Here is a 23,527-nt window from a genome sequence, read left to right on the forward strand (position 1 = left end):
GGGCAAAACCTGTGGCGTTCAGGCGTTCTGGCAGCGCGCTCTGACCAGGTCGGGCAGGTACGGGATGGTGGGCTGGCCGGCGATGCCGAGCCGGGCGCCGAGGTAGTCCCAGAAGCTGAGGCCGAGCTTGGTGCAGGTCTTGGCCAGGCCGAGGAAGGCGTCACGGCAGTCGCGCCCCATGTCGCTTCGGGTGCCGCCGCTGATCTTGCGCCGGGTGACCTGGGCACGGATGTCGTTTTCCGATCCGTTGGTGTGCAGCGGGATTTCGGGGTGGTCCAGCCCCTGCAGCAGTTCCGCCTTGTTGGCGTGCAGGCGCTCGAGCAATCGGTCGAGCACGACGAAGCCGGTGCGGCGCTTGAAGATGCGCTCGAAGCGTACCCGCAACTCGGCCCGGCGGCGCCGGCTGGGCTCTCGTTGGTACGCCTTCAGGTCGGCGTAGAACCACCAGATCAGCTCGCGGATGCGCGCCTGGGAAGTCCGCTGCTGGTCGGTGAAGGTGTCGAGCTTGTGGACGAGACGCTCGGCATGCACCCAGCAGAGCGCGTGCTCGCCGACGGCGAACTGGCCGGCATCGCCGCTGACGATCACCGTCCCCGGCAGCAGGCCATGTGCCTTGATGGCACCCCAGAGCGCGCCTTCGGTGGCCAGGCGCGCCGGCGCGAGGCTGTCCTCCATGCTGCGGATGCCGAGCCGCTCGAGGTGCGCGGCCCAGGTCGCCTGGTTCGCAAAGACGCGCTGCGGATGGCCTTCCAGGCGGGCGATCACCGGCCCGGCCAGGGCGCGCTCGCGCATGTAGGCCAGCGCCTCGGCGTTCACCACGTAGTCGCCGTGCCCGGCCCGCAGCAGCTCCAGGAAGTTCAGCCGGCTCTTGCTGGCCGTGGTGCCGAACCAGGCGAAGTGGGCGTTGCCGATCTGCGTACAGGCGCCGTTCACCGCCCGGTGCCGCGCGCCCGTATCGTCAACCGTGATCCAGGCCGCGCTCGCCAGTCCGGCTCGCAGCACCTCCTGGCTCTCGTCCAGGAACGGCTGCTGACCGGCGATCAGCAGGCGCATGACCTGCCGTTTGGAGATGGCGATCCCAACCGCCCACAGCTGCGCCACCAGCCGCGGCACGGTGGTCTGCCCCTGATGGTACTGGGCGAGCACGTAGCGCCGGAGTTCGGGGCCGAAATGGCCATCCACCCCGCCCGGCAAGCGCGCAACGACCAGCCGCCCCTCCGGCGTCAGCCAGCGCTCGCGCCGGTAGCACACCGCCTCCGTCCGCATGATGAGGTCCTGCACCAGGAAGTCCTGGTAGCCCTGGAACCGCGAGCCGGGCGGCACCGTGGCCCGCAGCACCCGCGCCTCCACCGCCACCCGCGGCACCACCTTGCCGCGGCCACGACGGTCGGGGCGCTCGCGCGGCGGCGTCGGCTCGCTCGCCTGCTCCATCCCGCTCGGCTTGATCGCGGGCCGACCCTTCAGTCCCTTGAGGCGGGCGATCTCCTCGCGCTGCGCCGCCACAATCCGCTCGAGCTCCGCCACCTCGCCGAGCAGGGCGCTGACCAGCGCCTTCAGCTCGGCCGGCGACAGCGTGTCAGGATCGGCAGGCGGGACCATGCTCCCGAGGGAATCAGACCAGCCGACACCTGGGAAGGGCAAACCGCACCCTCGCAACAGGTTTTGCCCCACTTACCGAAAATGCGGCTAAGACTCTGGGAAATCTGGCGGACCCGACACGATTCGAACGTGCGACCTTTGCCTTCGGAGGGCAACGCTCTATCCAGCTGAGCTACGGGTCCGTCGCCGCCTCCATAGCGCGCCCGCCGCGCCAACGGAAGCCCCGCCGCGCCACTGTCCCCGCCTCCCCCTCGCCGCCTGCCCGGATTATGCTGGCGCAGCGGAGGAACGAAGCATGGACAGCACTCCCAATAAGACCTCCCCCACCGGACCATCCGGCGCGAATACCCAGCAGGCGCAGCTGAAGGCCCTTTATGCCGAGATGCAGCCGCACAGTCTCTATCCGCTCTGGGAAGTGCTGCATGCGCTGGTCACGCCCACCCCCCGCTCCCCCGCCCAGGCGCATCTCTGGGCCTATGCCCCGGCGCGGGGCTACCTGTTGCGGGCCGGCGACCTCATCAGCGCTGAACAGGCCGAGCGCCGCGTACTGATCCTGGAGAATCCGGGCCTGGCCGGCAGTTCCGCCATCGTCCCCAGCCTCTATGCCGGCCTCCAGCTGATCCTGCCGGGGGAGGTGGCGCCCTGCCACCGCCATACCCAATGCGCGCTGCGTTTCGTGCTGGAGGGCGATGGCGCCTTCACCGCCGTGGATGGCGAGAAGGCGGTGATGCGCCCCTTCGACCTGGTGCTGACCCCCAATTGGCAGTGGCACGACCACGGCAATGCCTCCGGCCGACCGATGATCTGGCTGGATGGGCTCGATATCCCGACCGTGCGCTTCTATGGCGCCTCCTTCGCCGAACGCCTGCCCCAGCCGGCGCAGAGCGAAACCATCCCTGCCGGCGACAGCCTGCACCGCTATGGCCGCAACCTCCGGCCCTTCCGCGCCACCGCTGCGGATCGCCGCCCGGCGCAGCAGCCGCTGTTCCACTACCCCTATGCCGAATGGCGGGAGAGCCTGCTCGCCCTGGCGGCGGCCGAGGCGCCCGACCCGCATCTCGGCCATGCCCTGGAATTCGTGAACCCGGCGGATGGCGGGCCGGTGATGCCGACCATCGCCGCTCAGGTCCGCCACCTGCCGGCCGGCTTCACCACGCTTGCGCGCCGCAGCACCGATGGCAGCGTCTTCGTGGTGGTGGAGGGGCGCGGCATGGCCCTGGTCGAGGGCCGCGAATTCGCCCTGGCGGAACGCGACCTGCTGGTGGTCCCCTCCTGGCAGGCGCTGCAACTTCAGGCGGAAAACCGACTGATCCTGTTCGGCTATTCCGACAAGGCGGCGCAGGAGAAGCTGGGGCTGTGGCGGGAGGAAAGGCTGGCGCGGTAGGGCGCCCTGCCCGCCTTACCATCCTGCTTCCCCGGCACCGCGACGGGCACGGCGCCGCTCCCTGATATCTTTCCTATATCGCGCCGCGCCCCGTCCTGTGAGCCGGGCTTTCCGGCCTTTTGCACCAGGGGGCGGAACGGCGCCGGTGAACCATCTCCGCCGCCGGCGCGTTCGCCACCAGGAAATCGAGGGGACCGCCATGTCCAGCAAAACCGGCAAGCCCCGGGGCAACGAACGCCCCGAATTGACGCCCGACCGCAATGTCGAGACCGGGGTGGAAGACACCTTCCCCGCCAGCGACCCCGTCGCCGCCACGGCCTCCCAGGGCGCCCGCGCAGTGCCGCCGCATGAGATGATGCCGGACAGGGGGGGCGGCGCCGGCCGCCGACACCGTCACCCTCCACTGCCGCTTCCGCGATGCCGAGGCGGCCAAGCTGGCGATCGAGGCATTGGTGCGCGAAGGCCCGCTCGACCGGCGCTGCACCAGCATCCTGCCCGCCGATGACGCCGTGACCCTGAAGGTCGAGGCCCCGCGCCGCGACGCCGCCCGGTTCGGTGAACTGCTGCGGAAGCAGGGCGGCGCCTAGCAGGCTGCTAAAATTCGTTGCGGCATTGCCGCCTGCATGATTCCTTGCGCCCGGCAGGGGATGGAGCCGGGATGCGCGGCAGTGATGCGGTGGCTGGGTCGCTGTTCAGCTACGTGGATTTGGAGCAGCGGGTCCGGACCGATCATCCGCTGCGGGTGATCCGGGGCATCGTCAATGCCGCCCTGGCCGATCTATCGGCCGAGTTCAGCGCGCTCTATTCGCCCTTCGGCCGGGCCTCGATCCCGCCCGAGCGGCTGTTGCGCGCCCTGCTGCTGCAAGCCTTCTACTCGATCCGCTCGGAGCGCCAGCTTGTGGAACGGATTGAGTTCGACCTGCTGTTCCGCTGGTTCGTCGGGCTTGGCGTCGACGACCCGGTGTGGGATGCCACGACCTTCACCAAGAACCGCGACCGGCTGTTGGCGGGCGATGTGGCAGTGAAGTTCCTCGCCACGGTGCTGGCGCAGCCCAAGGTCAAGGCGCTGCTCTCGACCGAGCACTTCTCGGTGGATGGCACGCTGTTGGAGGCGTGGGCCAGCACCAAGAGTTTCCGGCCGAAGGATGGCTCCGGCCCACCACCCGGCGCGGGCCGCAATGGCGAGCAGGACTTCCATGGCCAGCGCCGAAGCAACGACACCCATGCCTCAATGACCGATCCGGATGCCCGGCTCTACCGCAAGGGGCGGGGCAAGGAGGCCAAGCTCTGCTTCATGGGCCATGCCCTGATGGAGAACCGCAACGGGCTGATCGTCGGCGCGGTCGCCACCCGTGCTTCGGGCCATGCCGAGCGGCTGGCGGCGCTGCATCTGGTCGAGCCCCATGGCGAGCGACCGCAACGGGTCACGCTGGGCGGCGACAAGGGCTTCGATACGCAGGACTTCGTGGCTGAACTGCGCGAGATCAACGTGACCCCGCATCTGGCGCAGAATACCAGCGGACGATGCTCGGCGATTGACGGCCGCACCACCCGCCACCCCGGCTACGCGATCAGTCTGCGCATCCGCAAAAGGATCGAGGAGGCGTTCGGCTGGGCCAAGACGATCGCCGGGCTGCGCAAGGCGCGCCATCGCGGGCTGCCCAAAATCGACTGGCAGTTCACCTTCGCCATGGCCGCCTACAATCTCGTCCGCTTGCCGAAGCTGCTGGCGGCGGCCTGACGCCCGGACTCTGCCCGAAGGGCACGACAGAAACCGGAAAAACCCGTCCGGCAGCCAGTATGCGGCAGCGCGCCCGACGAAAGCTCCGGCAAATCCCGCCACGCCCGCTAATCCAGCGCGAATTTCAGCAGCCTGATAGAGCGTTTTCCGTTCGCATCGGCTCACGGAATCCGCTGTAGTCTTTTGTTCTGCCGAGCAACTTACTCCGCTCGGGTGACGCCACCCAGACGGAGTTTGCTCTAACCCGCCCCCGGCACGCCCTTGCTGGTGCTGTATTCGAAATGCAGTGCCTCCCCCGGGAAGACCCGGGGATGGATGGCATGCGCTGCCATCGCGGCCTCGCTGAAGCCCTGCAGGATCAGCTTCAGCTTGCCGGGATAGGTGGCGATGTCGCCCACCGCGTGGATGCCGGGGATATTCGTCTCGCAGGTCGCGGGCGCCACGGCGACATGGTTCCGCTCCAGCGCCAGCCCCCAGGCGGCGATCGGGCCGAGTTCCATGGACAGCCCGTAGAAGGCCAGCAGGTGGTCGGCCGGGATCACCCGGGTCTCGCCCTTGAGCGTTGCCACCGTGACGCCGGTGAGCCGCGCGCCGTCGCCTTCCAGCCCATGCAGCTGGTAGGGGATCGCCATCTCCACCTCGCCCTTTGCCACGGCCTCGTCGAGCCGGGCGGCGCTTTCCGGGGCGGCGCGGGATTTCGGCCGGCGATGCACCACCGTGACCCTGGCGATGCCCTTCAGGGACAATGCCCAGTCCACCGCGGAATCGCCGCCGCCGGCAATCACCACGCGGCGGCCGCGGAACTCCTCCCGCCGGGTGACCAGGTAGCGCACCGCGCCGCTGGCCTCGTAGCCGTGCAGCCCCTCCAGCGGCGGCCGGTTCGGGCCGAAGGCGCCGGCCCCGGCGGCGATGATGACGGCGCGAGCCCTGATGCTGTCGCCGGCCGAGGTGCCGATCGTGAACATCCCGTCCACCTCGCGCAGCGCCTCCACCCGGCGGCCGAGCAGATAGAGCGGCGTGAAGGGCGCCGCCTGCTTCTCCAGCCGGTCGACCAGGTCCTGCGCGTCGATCGCCGGATGGGCCGGGATGTCGAAGATCGGCTTCTCCGGGTAGAGCGCGGCGCATTGGCCGCCGATCGCGTCCAGGGCGTCGATCACCACGCTGCGCATCCGCAGCATCCCGCATTCGAACACCGCGAAAAGCCCGACCGGGCCGGCGCCGATGATCGCCACATCCGTCTCAGTCGTGACCGCGGCGCGTGCATCCGACACCATCGCCGTCATTGCCGTCTTCCTTGATCCAGCGGGGCGTCATAGAGGAAGACCCGAAAGCGCGCAAAACCCGGCGCGTGCAACCCGGAACACCGCCCTTGCGACCGCCCTGCCCGATTGCCCGGACCCTGAGCCCCGATACTCCGGGCCCCGCTTCTGCTACCATCAGGCACCAGGTTTCCGATCCGATGGAAGGCCCGATCACGCTGCATCTGCCAGATCTCGCGGCCACCGGGCGCCTGGCCGCCCGCCTTGCCCCGGCGGCGCGGGCAGGGGATGTGCTGTTGCTGGAAGGCCCGCTCGGCGCCGGGAAAAGCGCCTTCGCCCGCGCGTTCCTGCGGCACCTGGCCGGCGACCCGGCGCTGGAGGTGCCCTCGCCCAGCTTCACCCTGGTGCAATCCTACGAGCTGCCGGATGGCAGGATGGCGCATCATTTCGATCTCTACCGACTCTCCGGCCCGACCGACCTCACCGAACTCGGCTGGGAGGAGGCGCGGGAGGGGATCGTGCTGGTGGAATGGCCGGACCGGCTGGGCGCGCTGCGCCCCACCGCCGAGGACCCCACCGCGCTGACCCTGGCCCTGGCGCATGGACCAGCGGGGGAGGCGCGGCTGGCGAGGTTCTCGGGCTGGGCCGGCCGCCTCGGGGCGCTGCTGGCATGAGGTTCCCGGAACCCTTCCTGGCCGCGCATGGCTTCGCCGCGGCCGCCCGGCAGCCCCTGCCCGCCGATGCCAGCCACCGGCACTATACCCGTCTGCTGGGCGGCCCGCGCCCGGCGCTGCTGATGGATGCGCCGCCGCCCGAGGATGTGCGGCCCTTCGCCTTCCTGGCGCGGCACCTGCTGGCTGCCGGCCTCTCGGTACCGGAGATCCTGGCGGAGGATGCCGCGGCCGGCTTCCTGCTGATCGAGGATTTCGGCGAGGCGACCCATGCCGGGCTGCTCGATGCCGGCGCCGACCCCCTGCCCCTCTATGAGGAAGCCGCCGAGGCGCTGGCGGCGCTGCATGCCGCGCCGCCACCCCCCGGCCTGCCGGCCTGGGATGCGGCGGCGATGGTGCAGGCCACTGCCGCGACCTTCCTCGACTGGTGGTGGCCGGCAGCCTTCGGCGCCGCGCCGGAGGCAGCGGTGCGCTCGGGCCTGGAGGCGGCGCTGCTGGCCATGCTGGCGCCCTTCGCGGGCGCGCGCGGCTTCGTCCATCGCGACTACTTCCCCGCCAACCTGATGCGCCTGCCCCGCCGCAGCGGCGCGCGCCGCACCGGCATCCTGGATTTCCAGGACGCGGCGCTCGGCCATCCCGCCTATGACCTGGTCTCGCTGGTCGAGGATGCGCGGCGGGATGTGCTGCCTGCGGTGCGCCGCGCGGCGCTGGCGCGCTACCTGGCACTGCGGCCGGGGCTGGACCGCGGCGATTTCCTCGGCGCCATGGCGGCACATGGGGCGCAGCGGCACCTGCGCGTCGCCGCGCTCTGGGTGCGGCTGGACCGGCGGGACGGCAAGCCGCACTACCTCAAGCATGGGCCGCGCTGCTGGGCGCTGCTCGAACGCTCGCTGTCGCAGCCGGCCTGCGCGCCGCTGCGGGACTTCCTCGACGCGCATGTGCCGCACGAGCTTCGCCGCAACCCGCCATCCCGCACGGAGGCTGCATAGTGCCCGCCGATTCACGCTTCCGCGCCCTGCGGCGCTCCAGCGATCGGAGGGAGGCATAATGCCCGCCGATTTCACGCCTCCGCGCCCTGCGGCGCTCCAGCGATCGGGGGGAGGCATGATGCCCACCGACTCCTGTCATGCCTTGCGCTCCAGCGATCGGAGGAAGGCATGATTGACCTCTCCCATGCCATGGTGCTGGCGGCCGGGCTCGGCCTGCGGATGCGGCCACTGACCGAGACCACCGCCAAGCCGCTGCTGCTGCTGCAGGGCCGCAGCCTGCTGGACCGCGCGCTCGACCGGCTGGAGGAAGCCGGCGTCACCGACGCGGTGGTGAATGCGCATTGGCAGGCCGGGAAGGTCGCCGCCGCGGTCGCCACGCGGCAGGCGCCGCGCATCACCCTGCAACGCGAGGAGGTGCTGCTGGAAACCGGCGGCGGCGTGACGCGCGCCCTGCCTTTGCTCGGCCCCGGCCCCTTCGCCGTGGTCAACGGCGACAGCGTCTGGCTGAACGGCCCCTCCCCGGCGCTCTCCCGCCTGGCTGCCGCCTTCGACCCGGAGCGCATGGATGGGCTGCTGCTGCTGGTCCGCAGCGCCCAGGTGGAGGGCGAGGTGGGGCGCGGCGATTTCCTGCTCGACCCGATCGGCCAGTTGCGGCGGCCGAAGGAGCGGGAGTTGGCGCCCTATATCTTCGCTGGCGTGCAGATCCTGTCGCCGGCGCTGTTCCAGGACGCGCCGGAAGGTCCCTTCAGCCTGAACCGCCTCTATGACCGCGCCATCGCGGCCGGCCGCCTTTTCGCGCTGGTGCATGACGGCGTCTGGTTCCACCTCTCGACCCCGCCCGACCTGCAACGGGCGGAGGCGGCGATGCAGGCAGGGCTGATCCGGGCGCCGTTCTGAAACACCCGCCGGGCCGGCAATAGCGCGGCCCGGCGCTACTCCAGCCGGAGCCCGAGCTGGCGGATCAGATCGCCGAAGGTTCCCCAGAGCTCGCGCAGGAGCGCCCTGAATTCCTCCGGTCCCCGCGCCTCGACCTCGACGCCGATCGCCTCGAAATGCCGGCGGAGCGCGGGCGTCGCCAGGCCCTGCCGCACCTCCGCCCCCAGCCGGTCCAGGATCGGCTTCGGCGTGCCGGCCGGTGCCATCAGCCCGTTCCAGCCGCCGATATCGTAGTCCGGCGGGCCACCCGCTGCGGCGATCGGCGGCATGCCGGGCAGCAGCGCCGAAGGCCGCCCGGTGGTGATGCCGAGCGACCGGAGCTGCCCCTCCTGCACCAGCCGCATCGCCGCCGCCGGCGTGTCGATGCCGTAGCTCACATGGCCACCGAGCAGCGCAGCCAGCGCCGGTCCGCTGCCCTGGAAGGGCACGTGCAGCGCCTCGATTCCGGCCTTGGCGTTGAACAGCGCAGTCACCAGGTGCTGCGCCCCGCCGACGCCCGAGGAATTATGGCTGTACTTGCCGGGATTGGCGCGCAGCAGCGCCAGGAAGGCGCGGAGGTCCGTGGCTGGGAAATCCGACCGCACGAGCAGCATGAAAGGCGCGATGCCGTAGCTCACCACCGGCGCCAATTCGCGCTCGACATCGTAGGGCGTGCGGCTGACCAGGGGCTGGAAGCTGATCGGCCCGATCGAGGCGGCGAGCAGCGTATAGCCATCCGGCGCCGCCTTGGCGACGGCATTGGTGCCGATCTGCCCGCCGGCGCCGGGCCGGTTCTCCGGCACCACCGGCTGGCCCAGGCGCTCGGTCAGCAACTGGGCGATCAGGCGGCCTTGCACATCGGTCGACTGGCCGGGCGGCCAGGGGATGACCATGCGGAGCGGCCGCGACGGCCAGGGGCCCTCGGCCTGGGCCAGTCCCGGGCGCGGCAGGAGTGGCAGCGTCGTGGCGGCGCTGAGCAAGGCGCGGCGTTTCATGACCTGTCTCCTCCCCGGCGAAGCCGGGTGGCGCATGGCTCCCGAATTGGCGCCACTAGATCATAATCCTCCCGGTTACAGCCAAAATTTTCCGTCACCGGCCATCCCGGTAGGCGAATCGCCCTGTGGTTCCACCCGGACGCGGTATGCTCTAGACCCTGTCGATCCAGACAGGCGATCGCATCCAGCAGCAGGGCATGAACCTCTTCGATATCCCGGCGCACCTGCCCTTCCTGGATTGCCTCGCCGCCGGCCTGCTGCGGCAGATGCCAGGGGAAGAACCTGCGGAGGCGCCGGAGCGGCTCTCCCGCGTCACCATCCTGCTGCCGACCCGGCGCTCCGCCCGCGCGCTGCGCACCGCCTTCCTGCGCGTCGCGAATTCCCCAGGCGCTGCTGCTGCCGCGGATGCGGGCGCTGGCCGGGCTCTCGACCGAGGATGCGGATGAGCTGGCGCTGCCCGCGCTGCTCGACCTGCCGCCCGCGGTGGATGCGCTGCGCCGCCAGGCGGTACTGACCGAACTCGTGCGCCGCCTGCCGATGCGCTATGGCGGCCCGGCCACGCCGGAACAGGCCTGGTCGCTGGCCGCCGCCCTGGCCACCCTGCTGGACGAGATCGCGCTGGAGGAACGCGACCTCGACCTGCTCGCCGCCAGCCCGCCGGATGAACTGGCCGAGGAATGGCTGCGGCGCCTGGCCGGTCTGGTGCCGGAGGAACATGCGGCGCATTGGCAGGTGACGCTCACCTTCATGCGGGGCGTGGTGGCGGAATGGCAGGGCTTCCTGCAACGCGAGGGGCTGCTCGATATCGGCATGCGCCGCGTGCAGGCGCTGCGTGCCCAGACCCGCGCCTGGCAGGCGGCGCCGCCCGAGCACCCCGTCATCGCCGCCGGCATCGGGGTCGGCGGCACCATCCCGGCGGCGGCGGAATTGCTGCGGGTGGTGGCGACGGAACTGCCTCGGGGCATGGTGGTGCTGCACGGCGTCGACCAGCGCAGCGCCGAGGAGGTCTGGGAAGCGATCCGCGAGGCGCCGACGCATCCCTTCTGCGGCCAGCAGCGGCTGTTGCAGGCGCTGGGCGCGCAGCGCGAGGATGTGCGGCGCTGGCCCGGCTGCCTGCCAGGAGAGAGGTCGGAAGACGACATGGCCCGCGCCGTGCCGGCCGGTCGCCCCGCCTTGCTCGGCATGGCGCTGCGCCCGGCGGCCGGGCTGCCCGCCTGGCAGTCGCGCCGCCCGGCGCAGTGGCAGGCGGCGACCGAGGGGCTCTCGCTGCTACTGGCCCCCGATGCCCAGGCGGAGGCGGCGGCCATCGCGCTCACGCTGCGCGAGGCGCTGGAGAACCCGCATGCCCGCGCCGCGCTGGTGACGCCGGACCGCGACCTCGCGCGCCGCGTCTCGGCGGAACTGGCGCGACACGGCGTCACCGCCGATGACAGTGCCGGCGAGAGCCTGGCCGAGACCCCCGCCGGCGGCTTCCTCCGCCTGCTGGCGCGGATGCTGGCCGCCGATCTCGCGCCGGTGCCGCTGCTGTCGGTGCTGAAGCACCCGCTCTGCGCCGGCGGCTGGGAGCGTGGCACCTGGCTGCGCGCCGCCCGCCGGCTGGAACGCGCGGCGCTGCGCGGGCCGCGCCCGGCGCCAGGCTTGGCGGGGCTGCGCGAGGCCGCCCGCGCCGCCTTCCGCGACCGCGCCGAAGAGGAGGCCGGCGCCGAGGTGATGGCGCTGCTGGACCGGCTGGAGGCGGCGCTGGACGGTTTCACCGCCCTGCCGGAAGGCCCTGTCCGGCCACCCGCCGACCTGCTTGCCGCGCATCTGGCGGCGGCCGAGGCGCTGGCGGGCACGGCGGAGCGGCCGGGCGGGCTGCGCCTCTATGCCGGGCCGGAGGGCGAGGCGCTGGCCGGGCATCTGGCCAGCCTCGGCCCGGCGATGGCGGCGCTCGGGCCGCTTTCGCCCGCCGCCTGGCCGGCGCTGTTCGATGCCGCCATGGCCGGCGCCGCCGCGCCGAGCCTGCGCGGCAGCCGCGGGCGGGAAGGGGGGCGCATCCGCGCGTCGAGATCCTCGGCCTGCTGGAGGCGCGGCTGCTGACCTTCGATCGGGTGGTGCTCGGCGCCCTGGACGAGACGGTCTGGCCGCTCGCCACCGATCCCGGCCCCTGGATGAGCCGGCCGATGCGCGGCCAATTCGGCCTGCCGGAGCCCGAGGCCCGGATCGGCCGGGTCTGCGCCGATTTCCTGCTGGCCGCCTGCGCCGCGCCGCAGGCGGTGCTCTCGCGCGCGGCCAAGCGCGGCGGCGCCCCCACCGTGCCGGCCCGCTGGCTGACCCGTATCGAGACCTTCCTGGCCGGGCAGCATGACGCGGCGCATCCCGGCGGGCTGGCCCTGCCGGCCAGCGCGGCGCCGGGCTGGGCAGCGCGGCTCGACCGGCCGGAGCAGGTCAGGCCCTGCGAGCGCCCGGCACCCTGCCCGCCGGCAGCGGCGCGGCCCGATGCGATCTCCGTCACCGAGGTGGAGACGCTGATCGCCGACCCCTATGCCTATTACGCAAGGCGGGTGCTGCGGCTGCGGCCGCTGAACGACCTCGATGCCGAGATCGGCGCCGCGGATTACGGCAACCTGGTGCATGAGGCGATGGCCCGCTTCATCCGCCGGCTCACGACCGGCCCCTGGCCCGGCCGCGACCTGGCGGAGACCTGGTTCGCCGAGGCCGCCGAGGCGGCGCTGGCCCGCGGCGGCGCGCGGCCCGGGCTGGTCGCCTTCTGGCGGCCGCGACTGCTGCGCATCGGCGAATTCGTCCTGGCGCAGGAGGAGGCGGCGCGGAGCGGCGGCGGCATTGCCCGCAGCGCCACGGAAGTGCCGGGCCGGCTGGAACTGCGCCATGCCGATGGCCGTGCCGTGACCCTCACCGCCCGGGCCGACCGCATCGACATCCTGGCCAATGGCCGGCTGGCGATCTTCGACTACAAGACCGGCACCCTGCCGGCCGTGGTGCAGGCCAAGGACGGGCGCCGACCGCAGCTTGTGCTGGAGGCGGCGATCGCCGCGGCGGGCGGCTTCCAGAACCTCCCGGCCGGCACGGCGGAGGCGCTGCTCTATTGGCGCCTCACCGGCGGGCCGCAGCCGGGCGAGTTGCGCGGCGTGAGCGAGGAGGCGCAGGAGATCGAGACACTGGCCAGCGACGCCCTGGAGAACCTGCGCGGGCTGGTGCTGCGCTTCCTGCTCGGACAGGGCGCCTTCATCGCCCGCCCGCATCCCGGCCGCGACCCGGCGGGCAGCGAATACGACCACCTCTCGCGCATCGCCGAATGGGCCGGTGCGGAAGACACCGGGGGCATGGCATGAACGCGCCCGTCCCGGCCCGCGAACAGGCGGAACTGGCGCAGAAACTGGCCTCCGACCCTCTGGTCTCCGCCTGGGTCGGTGCCTCGGCGGGCTCCGGCAAGACCAAGGTGCTGACCGACCGCGTGCTGCGCCTGCTGCTGCAGGACGGCCAGGCGGCGAACCGCATCCTCTGCCTCACCTTCACCAGGGCGGCGGCGGCGGAGATGGCGACGCGCCTCGCCCGCCGCCTCGGCGAATGGGCCTGCGCCGATGAGGCGCGGCTCGATGCGCAGTTGCAGGCGCTGGGTTGCGAACCCGGCGAGGCGCTGCGCAGCAGGGCGCGCCAGCTCTTCGCCCAGGTGCTGGAATTGCCGGGCGGGATGCGGATCTCCACCATCCACTCCTTCTGCCAGTCGCTGCTGCACGCCTTCCCGCTGGAGGCGGGGCTGCCGCCGCAATTCAGCGTGGTGGAGGAGGCCGATGCCGCCGCGTTGCTGGCCGATGCGCGGGAGGCCGTGCTGGCCGGCGGCCAGGCACCGCCGGAGAACCTGGCGCTGCTGGCGGGGCTGGTCTCGGCCGAGGATTTCTCCGCCGTGGTGGCGGCGCTGATGCGGGAGCGGCATCGCGTCGCCGCCTGCCTGCAAGGCTGCAACGGCGTGGCGGGGATGCGGCTCCGGCTCGCCCAGGCGCTCGACCTGCCGGATGGGGCGGATGAGCAGGCAGTGGTGGCGACGCTGTGCCAGGTGCCGGATGCGGTGGGCCAGGCGGCGGCGGCGCTGCTCAACCACAAGAACAAGACGCCGCGCGAGCTGGCCGGCAAGATGCGCGCCTGGCTGGCGCTGGGCGAGGTGGATCGGGCGGCCCGCTGGCAGGACTGGCACGGTATCTTCCATACCGACAAGGGCACGCTCCGCACCGCGCTGGCCGGCGATGCGGCGATGGAGGCGGAGGCGGCGCGGCTGCGGGCGGTGCAGGAACAGCTTGCCTCCTGCCGCCTGCTCGCCGCGACCGAGGCGCTGCTGGCCCTGGCCGACCCGGTGCTGCGGCACTACGAGGCGCGCAAGCGCTCCGCCGGGCTGCTGGCCTATGACGACCTCATCGCCATCGCCCAGCAGGTGCTGCGCGACCCCGGTAGCGCCTGGGTGCTGTTCAAGCTGGATGGCGGGCTGGACCATGTGCTGCTGGACGAGGCGCAGGACACCAACCCGGCGCAATGGGGCATCGCCGCGGCGCTGACCGAGGAATTCTTCGCCGGCGCCGGGGTGGAGCGGCGAAATCAGGCGGCCGAGCGCATCCGCACCGTCTTCGCGGTGGGCGACATCAAGCAGTCGATCTACGGCTTCCAGGGCGCCGATGCCGCCGGCTTCGGCACATGGGAGGATAGTTTCCGCAGCCGCGTCACCGGCATCGGCGGCGATTTCCGCCGGGTGCAGCTCAATGTCTCCTTCCGCTCCACCGCGCCGGTGCTGGCGCTGGTGGATGCGGTCTTCGCCGAGGGCGAGGCGCGGGCCGGGGTGGTGCCGGATGGCATGGTGCTGGAGCACCGGCCGGACCGCGCCGGCCATGCCGGCTGCGTGGAATTATGGCCGCTGCTGCGCCCGGCGGCAAAGCCGAAGCCGCTGCCCTGGCAGGTGCCGGAACGGCCGGAGCGCGTGGCCGATGCGCCGGCGCTGCTGGCCGAGGCGCTGGCCGCGCGCATCGCGCATATGATCCGGCACGAGCGGCTGGAGGCGCGCGGCCTCCGCCGCCGCGATCCCGCCACGGGTGCCGAGGCGCTGGTGCCGCGCCCAGTGCGGCCCGGCGACATCCTGGTGCTGGTCCGTCGCCGAACCGAATTCGTGCAGCGCCTGGTGCGCGCGCTGAAGGAGCGCGACGTGCCGGTGGGCGGCGTCGATCGCCTCGCGCTGGTGGAGCAGATCGCGGTGCAGGACCTGCTCGCGCTGTGCGACGTGCTGCTGCTGCCGGAAGACGACCTGCAATTGGCTGCGCTGCTGAAGAGCCCCCTGATCGGGCTGGGGGAGGCGGCGCTGTTCGGCCTGGCGCATGGCCGCAGCGGCTCGCTCTGGGGCGCGCTGATGGCGGAACGGGGCGCGGAGACGCCGCTCGGCGCGGTGGCGGACTGGCTGGCGGCGCTGGCCGACCGCGCCGATCTCATCACCCCGCATGCGCTGCTGGCGGAGGTGCTGGGGGAGCGGGCGCTGGGTGGCCTCGGCGGGCGGGCGAAATTGCTGGCGCGGCTCGGCCCCGATGCGGCGGACCCGCTGGATGAGGTGCTGAACGCGGCGCTCACCTATGAGCGGCAGCAGCCGCCGAGCCTGCAGGGCTTCGTCCACTGGCTGCGCCGCGGCGGCGCCGAGGTGAAGCGGGAGGCCGAGAGCGGCGCCGATGCGGTGCGCATCATGACCGTGCATGGCGCCAAGGGCTTGCAGGCGCCAATCGTCATCCTGCCCGATATCGGCGCGGGAAAGGGCGAGAAGGCGCTGCGCTGGACCGGGGCCGAGGGCAACGACCTGCCCCTCTGGGCGCCGAAGAACCGCAAGGAATTCCACGCCCCCGCCTATCGCGCCGTGCTCCAGGCCGAGGAGACGAAGCGGCGGGAGGAGGAAAACCGGCTGCTCTATGTGGCGCTGACCCGCGCCGAGGACCGGCTGCTGGTCTGCGGCTGGGGCGACGAGCCCGAGGAATGGCACGGGATGGTGGCCCAGGGCTTCCGCCGCCTGCGCGAGAGGGGCGCGGCGGAACTGCCCTTCGACCACTTGGCCTTCGGCGCCCCCGCCCCCCTGCGACTTCGCCGGCGCCCCCGCCTGGCGGCTGGACTGCGCCCAGACCGTGCCGCCCGCCGAGGATCGTGCCGCCGCCGAAATCCTCGCCGCCGAGAGCCTGCCCGGCTGGGCCACCCGCCCCGCCCCGCCCGAGGCGGCGGAGGAGGCCCTCGCCCCCTCCGCCCTGCCGGGCGAGCAGGAGACCCCCGCCGCCGCCCCGCATGGCGCCGCCGACCCGGGGGGCCGCCGCTTCCGCCGTGGCCGCCTGGTGCATGCCCTGTTGCAGCACCTGCCGGAGCGCGCGCCCGCCGAGCGCGAGGCCGCTGGCCGCCGCTTCCTCGCCCGCCCCGGCCATGGCTTGGCCGAGCCGGACCAGGCGGAGGTGCTGGCCGAGGTGCTGGCCCTGCTCGCCCTGCCGGAGATCGCCGCTGCCTTCGGCCCGGACAGCCTGGCCGAGGCGCCGATCGCCGGAAGGGTGGGCGGCCACCTGGTCGCCGGCCAGGTGGACCGCCTGGTGGTGACGGAAACGCGGGTGCAGGTGCTGGACTACAAGACCAACCGCCCGCCCCCGGCCAGGGCAGAGGATGTGGCGCCGCTCTATCTCCGGCAGATGGCCGCCTATCGGGCCGTGCTGCGACAGGCTTTTCCAGGCCGGGAAGTGGAGTGCGCCCTGGTCTGGACCTATGGCGCCCGGCTCATGCCGCTGCCGCCGGCGCTGCTGGATGGGCATGAACCGTAAGGTTACGCATGGCACGCATATCGGCCCCGCTTTTTCGGAATCCTTGACCGCGAGGCCCCGCCGCCCGACTTTGCGGCAAGAATGGGGCCGATCCCCGGAGCGAGGCAGCCGAAACCATGAGCGAACTGACCAAGGCCGTCACCGACGAAAGCTTCAAGCAGGACGTGCTGGAATCCTCCGGCCCGGTGCTGGTGGACTTCTGGGCGGAGTGGTGCGGCCCCTGCCGGATGGTCGGGCCGATCCTCGATGACATCGCGAAGGAGTATGACGGCAAGCTCACCATCGCGAAGGTGAACATCGACGAGAACCCGATGACGCCGAACGAATACGCGGTGCGCGGCATCCCCACCATGCTGCTGTTCAAGGACGGCAAGCTGCTGGACACCAAGGTGGGCGCGCTGCCCAAGGGCGCGCTGAAGGACTGGATTGCGGGGAATATCGGCGAGGGCTGAGGCCCCGCATCAGCGGCGGCAGGCCTTCCCGGGCCGATCTCGCGAAACAGGCCGGCCGATAGGGCCATCGGCTGGCCTGCCCCTTTCCCCTGCCGCTCCCGCCACCCGCTGGACCGGCGCGGCGTGGGGCAAACTCCCGGGTTGACGGCATTGCGCCGGCGCAAGCAGTCTATCGGCTGTGCCCTCTCCCCCGTGGGGGGGTGATGGTCCAGGGGTGGCGCATGGCGTTGCGGCAGGGAAGGCTTCCGACCCGCCTCGCGGAGTGGTTCGAACTCGGCCAGGCCGAGGCCAGCCGGCTGCTGCCGATGGAAGGCCTGCGCGGCATCGCCGTCATCCTCGTCTTCTTCGTCCACTACTGCACCCTGGTCGATCCCTACATCATGGGCCTGGCCCTGCCGGTCGCCGCGGTGCTGCGGACCGTCGGCCATGCCGGCGTGGATCTGTTCTTCGTGCTGAGCGGCTACCTGATCTACGGCACCCTGATCCGCAGGCCGCAGCCCTTCCCCGGCTTCATGCGCCGGCGCGTGCAGCGCCTCTACCCCGCCTTCGCGGTGCTCCTCGGCGTCTATCTGGTGCTTTCCTTCCTGCTGCCCTCCGAGAGCAAGCTGCCGAGCGGGGCCTGGAACGGCTTCGTCTACGTGCTGGCGAATCTCCTGCTGCTTCCCGGCATCTTCAGCATCGAGCCGATCATCACCGTCGCCTGGTCGCTCAGCTATGAGATGTTCTTCTACCTGACGGTGCCCCTGCTGATCGCCATGCTGCGCCTGCGGGCATGGCGTCCAGGGGCCAGGGTCGCGGTGTTCCTGGCAGCCGTCATCGCCGCTCAGGTGCTGCAACTGCCGCATCCCCGGATGGGCATGTTCGCCTGCGGCATGATCCTCGCCGAGCTGCTGCCGGCCCTCAGGAGCCGCCCCAGGGCCGGCCCCGCCCTGGATCCGGCGGCCCTGGCGGCGATACCCGCCTGCGGCTTCGTGCTGCTCCAGGACCTGCCGGGCGCTGCGAAGTTCACCGCGCTCTTTGCCACCTGCTTCCTGCTCTGCGCCGCCGGCTTCGCGCATCGCGGGCCGGTCGCCGGGATGCTGGTCGTCCGGCCGCTGCGGTGGCTCGGCAATATGAGCTATTCCTACTACCTCGTGCATGGCCTGGTCCTGAAGATGGTCTTCTTCGTGCTGGGCTTCCTGCCGGCGGTGCATCGGCTCGGCGAGATGGCCTTCTGGGTGCTGCTGCCGCCCGCCTTCCTGCTGACCCTGGTCGGCTCCGCGCTGCTGTTCCTGCTGGTGGAGCGCCCCTTCTCGATCATGCCCGCCGAGAGGGTGCGGAAGGCGCCCGTCGTGGACCGGACCGTGACCCTGGCGACGCCCTGAGCAGCGAGGCCAGGAGGGGCGGATGCCCGCGCCGCCATGGCCGGGCAGATCGCTACCATCACCACCCGCTTGCGCCGCGGCTGCCAGCCCCTACTTCGCCAGCATGCGTCCCCTCCTGCTGGCCACCCTGCTGCTGCTCGCCGCGCCCATGGCCAGGGCGCAGGCGCCCGTCACCTCGGAACGCGCGAGTTTCCGCGTCACCCAATTCGCCACTGGGCTGGAACGGCCCTGGGGCGGCGCCTTCCTGCCGGATGGGCGCCTGCTGGTCACGGAACGGCCGGGCCGGCTGCGGCTGATCGGCCGTGACGGCCGCGTCTCGCCGCCGCTGCGGGGCGTGCCGACGGTGGAGGCGGAAGGCCAGGGCGGGCTGCTGGACTTGGCGCTGGCGCCTGATTTCGCCACGACGCGGGAGGTCTACCTCTGCTACGCCGCGCTGGTGCGGGACGGGGGCCAGACCGGCGCAGCGACCCGCCTCGCCCGCGCCCGCCTGGCGCCCGAGGCCGATGCGCTGGAAGCGGTGACGCCGTTGCTGGACGCCACCCCGCCCCAGGCCCGCGGCCGCAACCACTTCGGCTGCCGCATCGCCTTCGGCCGGGACGGGGCGCTGTTCCTCTCCACCGGCGACCGCTTCGTCACCAAGCTGCGGGCGCAGCGGCTGGACGACCTGGCCGGCAAGATTCTCCGGGTCTCGCGCAACGGCGCGGCGCTGGCCGACAATCCCTTTGCCGGGCGACCGGGGGTGCGGCCGGAGATCTTCTCCTATGGCCATCGCAACCCGCAGGGCCTGGCCTTCAGCCCCTGGACCGGCAGCCTCTGGGAAGCGGGAATTCGGCGCCCGCGGCGGCGACGAGGTGAACCTGATCCGCCCGGGCGGCAATTACGGCTGGCCGGTGGTGACGCATGGCGTGGACTATGACGGATCGCGCATCGGCGAGGGCGTGTCGCGACCAGACATGCTGGATCCGATCCATGTCTGGGTGCCCTCGGTCAGCCCGTCAGGTATGGCTTTCTATACCGGCAATGCCTTTCCCGGCTGGCGCGGCAGCCTCTTCCTGGCGGCGCTGAACCCGCCCGGCCTGGTGCGGCTCGGCACCGAGGGCGACCGGGTGGTCGGCGAGGAAAGGCTGCTCTGGCGGCAGGCGCGGCTGCGCCAGGTGATCCAGGGGCCGGAGGGCTTCCTCTACATCCTGACCGACGAGGTGAGCGGCCGGGTGCTGCGGCTGGAGCCGGGCTGAGATCTTCATACAAGAGGCCAATGGCCATGACACAGACCAGCGGCACGAGGCTTCGACCCGCGCCGAGGCGAAGACTGCGGCCCGCCGCCGGTGCCGTGAAGCCAAGCAGACCGCAGGTTTGTGCCCGAGGTTTGAAGCGGCGGATGATCGGTCACGGGCAGCCGCCATCAGTGTCAGGTGCAATCTCGATGGTGCTGGAGGCCCTTGGCATCAGTCGAACAGGAAATCCGCGGCGGTCAGGCTGGCCTTCTGAACATTGTGCAGGACAAGGGTGTCGCCGGGCGCTGCACTGATCGCGAGATGCGGGCCGACCTCCCGTGTCCAGGCCAATACCTGCGAGAAGGCGGTGCAGCCGAAGCCGGTCAACTGAATCCTGTCCTGGCCCGGCAGGAAATCACCGATCGTGTCGACGCCCGAGCCTTTCTGGAAGATGAACTGGTCGGCGCCGGCTTGGCCGAACAGCACGTCATCCCCGCCCATGCCATTGATGGTGTCGTTGCCGGCCCCTCCCAGCAGCCAGTTGCCGATGCTGTTGCCGATCAGCAGGTTGTCGAGGAGGTTGCCGACCCCGAAGGGCGTGATGCCAAGTAGGATCAGCCTCTCGGTATTCGGCCACAGATAGTAGCCGGCACCGACGATATCGGCATAGACGGTGTCGATGCCTTCGTTGAATGCCTCGAAGGTCAGGTCGAAGGGCGTGTCCACGTAGTAGTCATCATCGCCCGGCCCACCGTTCAGCAAGTCGTATTCGCCGAGGTTGCGCGGACCGGCACCTGGTCGGGCGGAGCCGTCGAGCGTGTCGTTGCCGGCCCCGCCCACCAGGATATCGGTGTAGAAACCCACACCGCCGTAGATCAGGTCGGAACCATCCTCGCCATAGAGTGCATCGGGATTGTCGCCGCCGTCCAGTGTGTCGTTGCCGGCGCCGCCGAACAGATAATCGATACCGGATCCGCCATCGAGACTGTCATTCCCGGCCTCGCCATAAAGCAGATCGTTGCCGGCATTGCCCCGGATCGTGTCGTTGCCAATGCCGGCGAGTAGTCGATTGTTGTCCTCATTGCCCAGCATCAGGTTGGCCAGCGCATTGCCGACGCCGAACAGGGCACCGGCCCCCGCAGCGAGGACCAGGTTCTCGACATTGGCTGTCAGGTAGTAGCTGCCCGTCGCGATGACGGTGTCGTTGCCCTCGTCCGCCGCCTCGATGACCAGGTCGGCCTGGCTGCCGACATGATAGGTGTCGTTGCCGGTGCCGCCGGTCAGCGTATCCGCGCCAGCGCCGCCATCCAGCGTGTCGTCGCCGGCGCCGCCCTCCAGCCAATTCGCCGCGGCATTGCCGGTGATGCTGTCGGCGAAGCCGCTGCCGCGCAGATGGTCGATCAGCACCAGCCGGTCGATGCCGCCCCAGCCATCCGCCACCGTGCCGGTCGCCAGATCGGCCAGGATACCAGCCGGGTCGGTGGCGTAATCGGCACCGACCAGCGAACCGGCCAGGGGCGCGCGTAGCGTGTCGTCGCCGGCCAGGCCGCGCAGCCAGGTGCGGAAGCCCGTCACCGCCCGGCCGGTCATGTCGTCGCCGAGTTGCGAGCCCCAGGCGGAGAGCAGGTTGCGCAGCACATCCGTGCCGCCCCAGGGGTCGGTCGCGGTGCCGGCGGTGAGGTCCAGCACCACGCCCTGCTGCGGCAGGGCCGCGCCGGCGCTGATGTAGTCGTAGAAGACGAGATCGTCGCCGCCGCCGCCATCCAGCATGTCGTTGCCCATGCCGCCGGCCAGGCGCTCCGCCGCGACGCTGCCCCGGATGCTGTCGTCGCCGCTGCCGCCCGCCGCGATCTCGATGCCGGAGAGCCGGTCGGTGCCGCCGGGCTTCAGCGCATAGGGGCCCTCCACGAGATTGCCGAAGACCGTGCTGGCCAGCACGATGGTGACATTGCCGGTGCCGGCATAGCGGTATTCGTCGCGCCCGGCGCGGCCGTCGAAGACCTTGTTGCCGCTGGCGCCCGACAGGAACACATCATCGAAGGCGGAGCCGAGGATCGTGTCGTTCCAGGCGGAGGTGGCGGTGACCCGACGCAGGTTCACCAGGGTATCGGTGCCGCCCCAGCCATCCTGCGCGCTGCCGAGATGCAGGTCGACCAGCACCGCGCCGGGGCTGGCGCCATAGCTGGCCTGAACCGCCGCGCCGCCATTGCCAATGATGGTGTCGTCCCCGGCGCGGCCCTCCAGGCTGAGCACGAAGAAGCCGGCGGTGGCGGCGCCGGCATCCAGCCGGTCGGCGCCCGCGCCGCCGGCGATGGCCTGGATGCCGGTGAAGCTGTCGGTGCCGCCGCCCGGCTTTTCCGCCGTGCCTGATCCATCGGCGCCGATCCGCAGCAGCACCGGCCCGGTGAAGGCGGCATAGCTGAGCCCATTGGCGGCGCCGGCCCCGCCCTCGATCCGGTCATTGCCGGCGCTGCCGAGGAAGGTCTCGCCGAGGCTGCCGCCCAGCAGCGTGTCATCGGCGGCGGTGCCGGCCCGCACCAGGCTGCCGCCGCCCGGGCTGAAGAAGGTGCCGGCCACGAAATCCGCGGCGCCGATGCTGACCGGGGCGGCATCGGAGCCGATCCGCGCCACGAAATCCGCCGCGTCCAGCCGGCCATTGCGGTCGAGGTCGAGCACCAGCCAGCCGCCGCCCTCCAGCGCCGGCACCCAGAAGACCTGATAGGCGTCGAGGCCCGGAAGCGGCTGCGGCGGCAGCCGCATCCCGGCCTCGATGCTGCCGCGGGCCGCCAGGCTGCCGCTGAAGACCAGGGCGCGGGCGATGCCATCCTCGCCGGTATAGGTGCCGGCGGTGGCGCCCCTGCCATCCGCCAGCCCGGGATGGGCACTGCCGAGTCGCAGCCGGTCGCCCTCGGCGCGGCTGAAGTCGACGACGAGACCCATGGCACCGAGGCTGGACCAGGCGCCCCGCCGCTCGGCCTGCAGCACGAATTCATCGGCGCCGGTGCCGCCGAAGAGGCTGTCGCTGCCGGGGCCGCCCTCCAGCGTGTCCTCGCCCTCGCCGCCCAGCAGCAGGTCGTTGCCGGCGCCGCCCAGCAGCAGGTCGCTGCCGGTGCCGCCATCCAACCGGTCCTGGCCGGCACCGCCATCCAGGATATCGGTCTCGGCGCCGCCCAGCAGCGTGTCGTCGCCGTCGCCGCCCAGCAGGCTGTCGAAGCCGGCGCCGCCGGAGAGGCTGTCCTCGCCCTCGCCGCCCAGCAGGGTGTCGTTGCCCTCGCCGCCCAGCAGGGTGTCATTGCCGGCGAAGCCCAGGATGCTGTCATCCCCCGCGCCGCCGCTCAGCGCATCGCCCACCATGCTGCCGAGGGTGGCGAAGGTGCCGGCGACGAAGCTGGCGGCGGTGATGGTGCCGCCGCCGGGCAGGTCCAGCCGCACCACCAGGTCGCCGGCGCCGAGCACCCCGTTGCGGTCGGCATCCAGCAGCAGCCAGCCGCCATCCCCTGCCGCCGCGGGCAGCCAGTAGAGCAGCCAGGCGCCGCCCCCGGTCGGGTCCGGGAGCGTCATGTCGGCCAAGGGTGCCGCCCGCGCCGGCAGCGCCCCGGCGAAGCCCACCGGCAGCAGCGGGCCGCCCGGCGGCGCGAAGCTGCCGGTGGCGATGGGATACAGGCTGACCCCCGCCGCCTGGCCGCGCAGCACCAGCAGGTCGCCCTCGGCTGCGGTGAAATCGGTGATGCGGGTGATCGCGGCGAGGGTGGAGTCCAGGCTGGCGGCGCCGGCCGTCTGCAGGATGAAGCGGTCCGCTCCGGTGCCGCCCGTCAGCACATCCGCGCCGGCACCGCCCAGCAGCGTGTCGTTGCCATCGCCGCCGAGCAGGGTGTCGTTCCCGGCGCCACCCTGCAAGGCATCCTGGCCGGCGCCGCCCGCCAGGCTGTCATTGCCCGTCGTGCCCACCAGCCCGTCATCGCCCGCGCTGCCCGTGACGGTTGCCATGCCCCTCCGGCCACGGCCGCCTGCGCTGCGCCGTGGTTCAGGAGGTCTAGGCCGCCATGGGTTGAGAAAGCCTGAGCGGCCCGGTCGTCCGCAGGCGCAGCCGGAGGGCGTGAACCGGGCCGCAGGATGCAAGGCGCCGCCGCAC

18 protein-coding genes, 1 tRNA gene and 1 pseudogene are annotated in these 23,527 nt (G+C 71.9%); 15 read left to right on the forward strand and 5 right to left on the reverse strand.

Annotated features, from left to right (window positions below; all coding sequences use genetic code 11):
- Positions 1–18: 18 nt before the first annotated feature.
- Together KSF81_RS00980 and KSF81_RS00985 are read right to left on the reverse strand one after the other, a co-directional pair.
- On the reverse strand, positions 19–1,599 hold the full coding sequence (locus tag KSF81_RS00980; protein ID WP_217377341.1) for a transposase: 1,581 nt from the start codon (positions 1,597–1,599) through the stop codon (positions 19–21).
- Between the two features lie 105 nt (positions 1,600–1,704).
- Positions 1,705–1,781, reverse strand: a tRNA-Arg gene (locus KSF81_RS00985).
- 113 nt (positions 1,782–1,894) lie between these two features.
- Between KSF81_RS00985 and gtdA the strand changes: the two genes are divergently transcribed.
- From gtdA to KSF81_RS00995, 3 genes are all read left to right on the forward strand, one after another.
- Positions 1,895–2,983, forward strand: a complete 1,089-nt coding sequence (gene gtdA, locus KSF81_RS00990) for a gentisate 1,2-dioxygenase (protein WP_217377342.1) — start codon at positions 1,895–1,897, stop codon at positions 2,981–2,983.
- A gap of 452 nt (positions 2,984–3,435) precedes the next feature.
- Positions 3,436–3,570 carry a hypothetical protein gene (locus tag KSF81_RS30840; RefSeq protein ID WP_256444231.1) on the forward strand — a complete coding sequence of 45 codons (135 nt, stop codon included), beginning with the start codon at positions 3,436–3,438 and terminating at the stop codon, positions 3,568–3,570.
- A gap of 71 nt (positions 3,571–3,641) precedes the next feature.
- Positions 3,642–4,724 (forward strand): IS5 family transposase, encoded by a 1,083-nt coding sequence (locus KSF81_RS00995; protein ID WP_217377343.1) that lies wholly within the window; start codon positions 3,642–3,644, stop codon positions 4,722–4,724.
- Positions 4,725–4,963: 239 nt separating this feature from the next.
- Here KSF81_RS00995 and KSF81_RS01000 read toward each other — a convergent pair whose 3' ends face one another.
- Positions 4,964–5,998: an NAD(P)/FAD-dependent oxidoreductase gene (locus KSF81_RS01000; protein ID WP_217381513.1), complete on the reverse strand. Its 1,035-nt coding sequence runs from the start codon at positions 5,996–5,998 to the stop codon at positions 4,964–4,966.
- A 185-nt stretch (positions 5,999–6,183) separates the two neighbouring features.
- On the opposite strand from KSF81_RS01000, the gene tsaE reads away from it, so the two are divergent.
- The 3 genes from tsaE (at position 6,184) to KSF81_RS01015 (ending at position 8,540) form a co-directional block, all read left to right on the forward strand.
- Entirely contained in the window at positions 6,184–6,657 is a 474-nt protein-coding gene (tsaE, locus tag KSF81_RS01005) for a tRNA (adenosine(37)-N6)-threonylcarbamoyltransferase complex ATPase subunit type 1 TsaE (protein ID WP_217377344.1), read from the forward strand.
- Positions 6,654–7,643 carry an aminoglycoside phosphotransferase family protein gene (locus KSF81_RS01010; RefSeq protein ID WP_217377345.1) on the forward strand — a complete coding sequence of 330 codons (990 nt, stop codon included), beginning with the start codon at positions 6,654–6,656 and terminating at the stop codon, positions 7,641–7,643. Before tsaE ends, KSF81_RS01010 begins: the two co-directional genes overlap by 4 nt.
- A 168-nt stretch (positions 7,644–7,811) precedes the next feature.
- Positions 7,812–8,540: a nucleotidyltransferase family protein gene (locus tag KSF81_RS01015; RefSeq protein WP_217377346.1), complete on the forward strand. Its 729-nt coding sequence runs from the start codon at positions 7,812–7,814 to the stop codon at positions 8,538–8,540.
- A gap of 35 nt (positions 8,541–8,575) precedes the next feature.
- Here the strand turns inward: KSF81_RS01015 and KSF81_RS01020 are convergent, their stop codons facing one another.
- The gene (locus tag KSF81_RS01020) at positions 8,576–9,553 is read right to left on the reverse strand and encodes a tripartite tricarboxylate transporter substrate binding protein (protein WP_217377347.1); all 978 of its coding nucleotides are present in this window, start codon (positions 9,551–9,553) and stop codon (positions 8,576–8,578) included.
- 197 nt (positions 9,554–9,750) lie between these two features.
- On the opposite strand from KSF81_RS01020, the gene KSF81_RS28785 reads away from it, so the two are divergent.
- The 9 genes and pseudogenes from KSF81_RS28785 (at position 9,751) to KSF81_RS28805 (ending at position 19,416) form a co-directional block, all read left to right on the forward strand.
- Positions 9,751–9,999 (forward strand): hypothetical protein, encoded by a 249-nt coding sequence (locus KSF81_RS28785; protein ID WP_254453300.1) that lies wholly within the window; start codon positions 9,751–9,753, stop codon positions 9,997–9,999.
- Entirely contained in the window at positions 9,959–11,632 is a 1,674-nt protein-coding gene (locus KSF81_RS28790; RefSeq protein WP_254453301.1) for a hypothetical protein, read from the forward strand. The genes KSF81_RS28785 and KSF81_RS28790 overlap by 41 nt, the downstream gene beginning before the upstream one ends.
- Before the next feature lie 14 nt (positions 11,633–11,646).
- Positions 11,647–12,885, forward strand: a complete 1,239-nt coding sequence (locus tag KSF81_RS28795; protein ID WP_309139434.1) for a PD-(D/E)XK nuclease family protein — start codon at positions 11,647–11,649, stop codon at positions 12,883–12,885.
- Positions 12,882–15,533 (forward strand): annotated as a pseudogene (gene addA, locus KSF81_RS01030) (double-strand break repair helicase AddA); the annotation flags it as partial. The gene KSF81_RS28795 and the pseudogene addA, both read left to right, overlap by 4 nt.
- A 361-nt stretch (positions 15,534–15,894) precedes the next feature.
- On the forward strand, positions 15,895–16,365 hold the full coding sequence (locus tag KSF81_RS28800; RefSeq protein ID WP_309139685.1) for a PD-(D/E)XK nuclease family protein: 471 nt from the start codon (positions 15,895–15,897) through the stop codon (positions 16,363–16,365).
- A 116-nt stretch (positions 16,366–16,481) separates the two neighbouring features.
- Positions 16,482–16,817, forward strand: a complete 336-nt coding sequence (gene trxA, locus KSF81_RS01035) for a thioredoxin TrxA (protein WP_217377348.1) — start codon at positions 16,482–16,484, stop codon at positions 16,815–16,817.
- A gap of 221 nt (positions 16,818–17,038) precedes the next feature.
- On the forward strand, positions 17,039–18,181 hold the full coding sequence (locus KSF81_RS01040; RefSeq protein WP_217377349.1) for an acyltransferase: 1,143 nt from the start codon (positions 17,039–17,041) through the stop codon (positions 18,179–18,181).
- Between the two features lie 103 nt (positions 18,182–18,284).
- On the forward strand, positions 18,285–19,097 hold the full coding sequence (locus tag KSF81_RS01045) for a PQQ-dependent sugar dehydrogenase (RefSeq protein ID WP_254453302.1): 813 nt from the start codon (positions 18,285–18,287) through the stop codon (positions 19,095–19,097).
- Complete coding sequence (locus KSF81_RS28805; protein WP_309139435.1) at positions 19,033–19,416, forward strand: PQQ-dependent sugar dehydrogenase; 384 nt, start codon at positions 19,033–19,035, stop codon at positions 19,414–19,416. The genes KSF81_RS01045 and KSF81_RS28805 overlap by 65 nt, the downstream gene beginning before the upstream one ends.
- A 210-nt stretch (positions 19,417–19,626) precedes the next feature.
- Here the strand turns inward: KSF81_RS28805 and KSF81_RS01050 are convergent, their stop codons facing one another.
- Positions 19,627–23,382: a calcium-binding protein gene (locus tag KSF81_RS01050; RefSeq protein WP_217377350.1), complete on the reverse strand. Its 3,756-nt coding sequence runs from the start codon at positions 23,380–23,382 to the stop codon at positions 19,627–19,629.
- Positions 23,383–23,527: the final 145 nt, after the last annotated feature.

The sequence above is a fragment of the Siccirubricoccus sp. G192 genome (assembly GCF_019084075.1).
Classification (GTDB): Bacteria; Pseudomonadota; Alphaproteobacteria; order Acetobacterales; family Acetobacteraceae; genus G192.

What these genes read in the sequence shown, in the direction of transcription:
- KSF81_RS01050 (WP_217377350.1), bottom strand. Translation starts at nt 23,382, where the DNA reads ATGGCAACCGTCACGGGCAGCGCGGGCGATGACGGGCTGGTGGGCACG.
- KSF81_RS01020 (WP_217377347.1), bottom strand. Translation starts at nt 9,553, where the DNA reads ATGAAACGCCGCGCCTTGCTCAGCGCCGCCACGACGCTGCCACTCCTG.
- KSF81_RS28790 (WP_254453301.1), top strand. Translation starts at nt 9,959, where the DNA reads ATGCGGGCGCTGGCCGGGCTCTCGACCGAGGATGCGGATGAGCTGGCG.
- trxA (WP_217377348.1), top strand. Translation starts at nt 16,482, where the DNA reads ATGAGCGAACTGACCAAGGCCGTCACCGACGAAAGCTTCAAGCAGGAC.
- KSF81_RS28785 (WP_254453300.1), top strand. Translation starts at nt 9,751, where the DNA reads ATGAACCTCTTCGATATCCCGGCGCACCTGCCCTTCCTGGATTGCCTC.
- KSF81_RS01040 (WP_217377349.1), top strand. Translation starts at nt 17,039, where the DNA reads ATGGCGTTGCGGCAGGGAAGGCTTCCGACCCGCCTCGCGGAGTGGTTC.
- KSF81_RS01010 (WP_217377345.1), top strand. Translation starts at nt 6,654, where the DNA reads ATGAGGTTCCCGGAACCCTTCCTGGCCGCGCATGGCTTCGCCGCGGCC.
- KSF81_RS00980 (WP_217377341.1), bottom strand. Translation starts at nt 1,599, where the DNA reads ATGGTCCCGCCTGCCGATCCTGACACGCTGTCGCCGGCCGAGCTGAAG.
- tsaE (WP_217377344.1), top strand. Translation starts at nt 6,184, where the DNA reads ATGGAAGGCCCGATCACGCTGCATCTGCCAGATCTCGCGGCCACCGGG.
- gtdA (WP_217377342.1), top strand. Translation starts at nt 1,895, where the DNA reads ATGGACAGCACTCCCAATAAGACCTCCCCCACCGGACCATCCGGCGCG.
- KSF81_RS01045 (WP_254453302.1), top strand. Translation starts at nt 18,285, where the DNA reads ATGCGTCCCCTCCTGCTGGCCACCCTGCTGCTGCTCGCCGCGCCCATG.
- KSF81_RS01000 (WP_217381513.1), bottom strand. Translation starts at nt 5,998, where the DNA reads ATGGTGTCGGATGCACGCGCCGCGGTCACGACTGAGACGGATGTGGCG.
- KSF81_RS00995 (WP_217377343.1), top strand. Translation starts at nt 3,642, where the DNA reads ATGCGCGGCAGTGATGCGGTGGCTGGGTCGCTGTTCAGCTACGTGGAT.
- KSF81_RS01015 (WP_217377346.1), top strand. Translation starts at nt 7,812, where the DNA reads ATGATTGACCTCTCCCATGCCATGGTGCTGGCGGCCGGGCTCGGCCTG.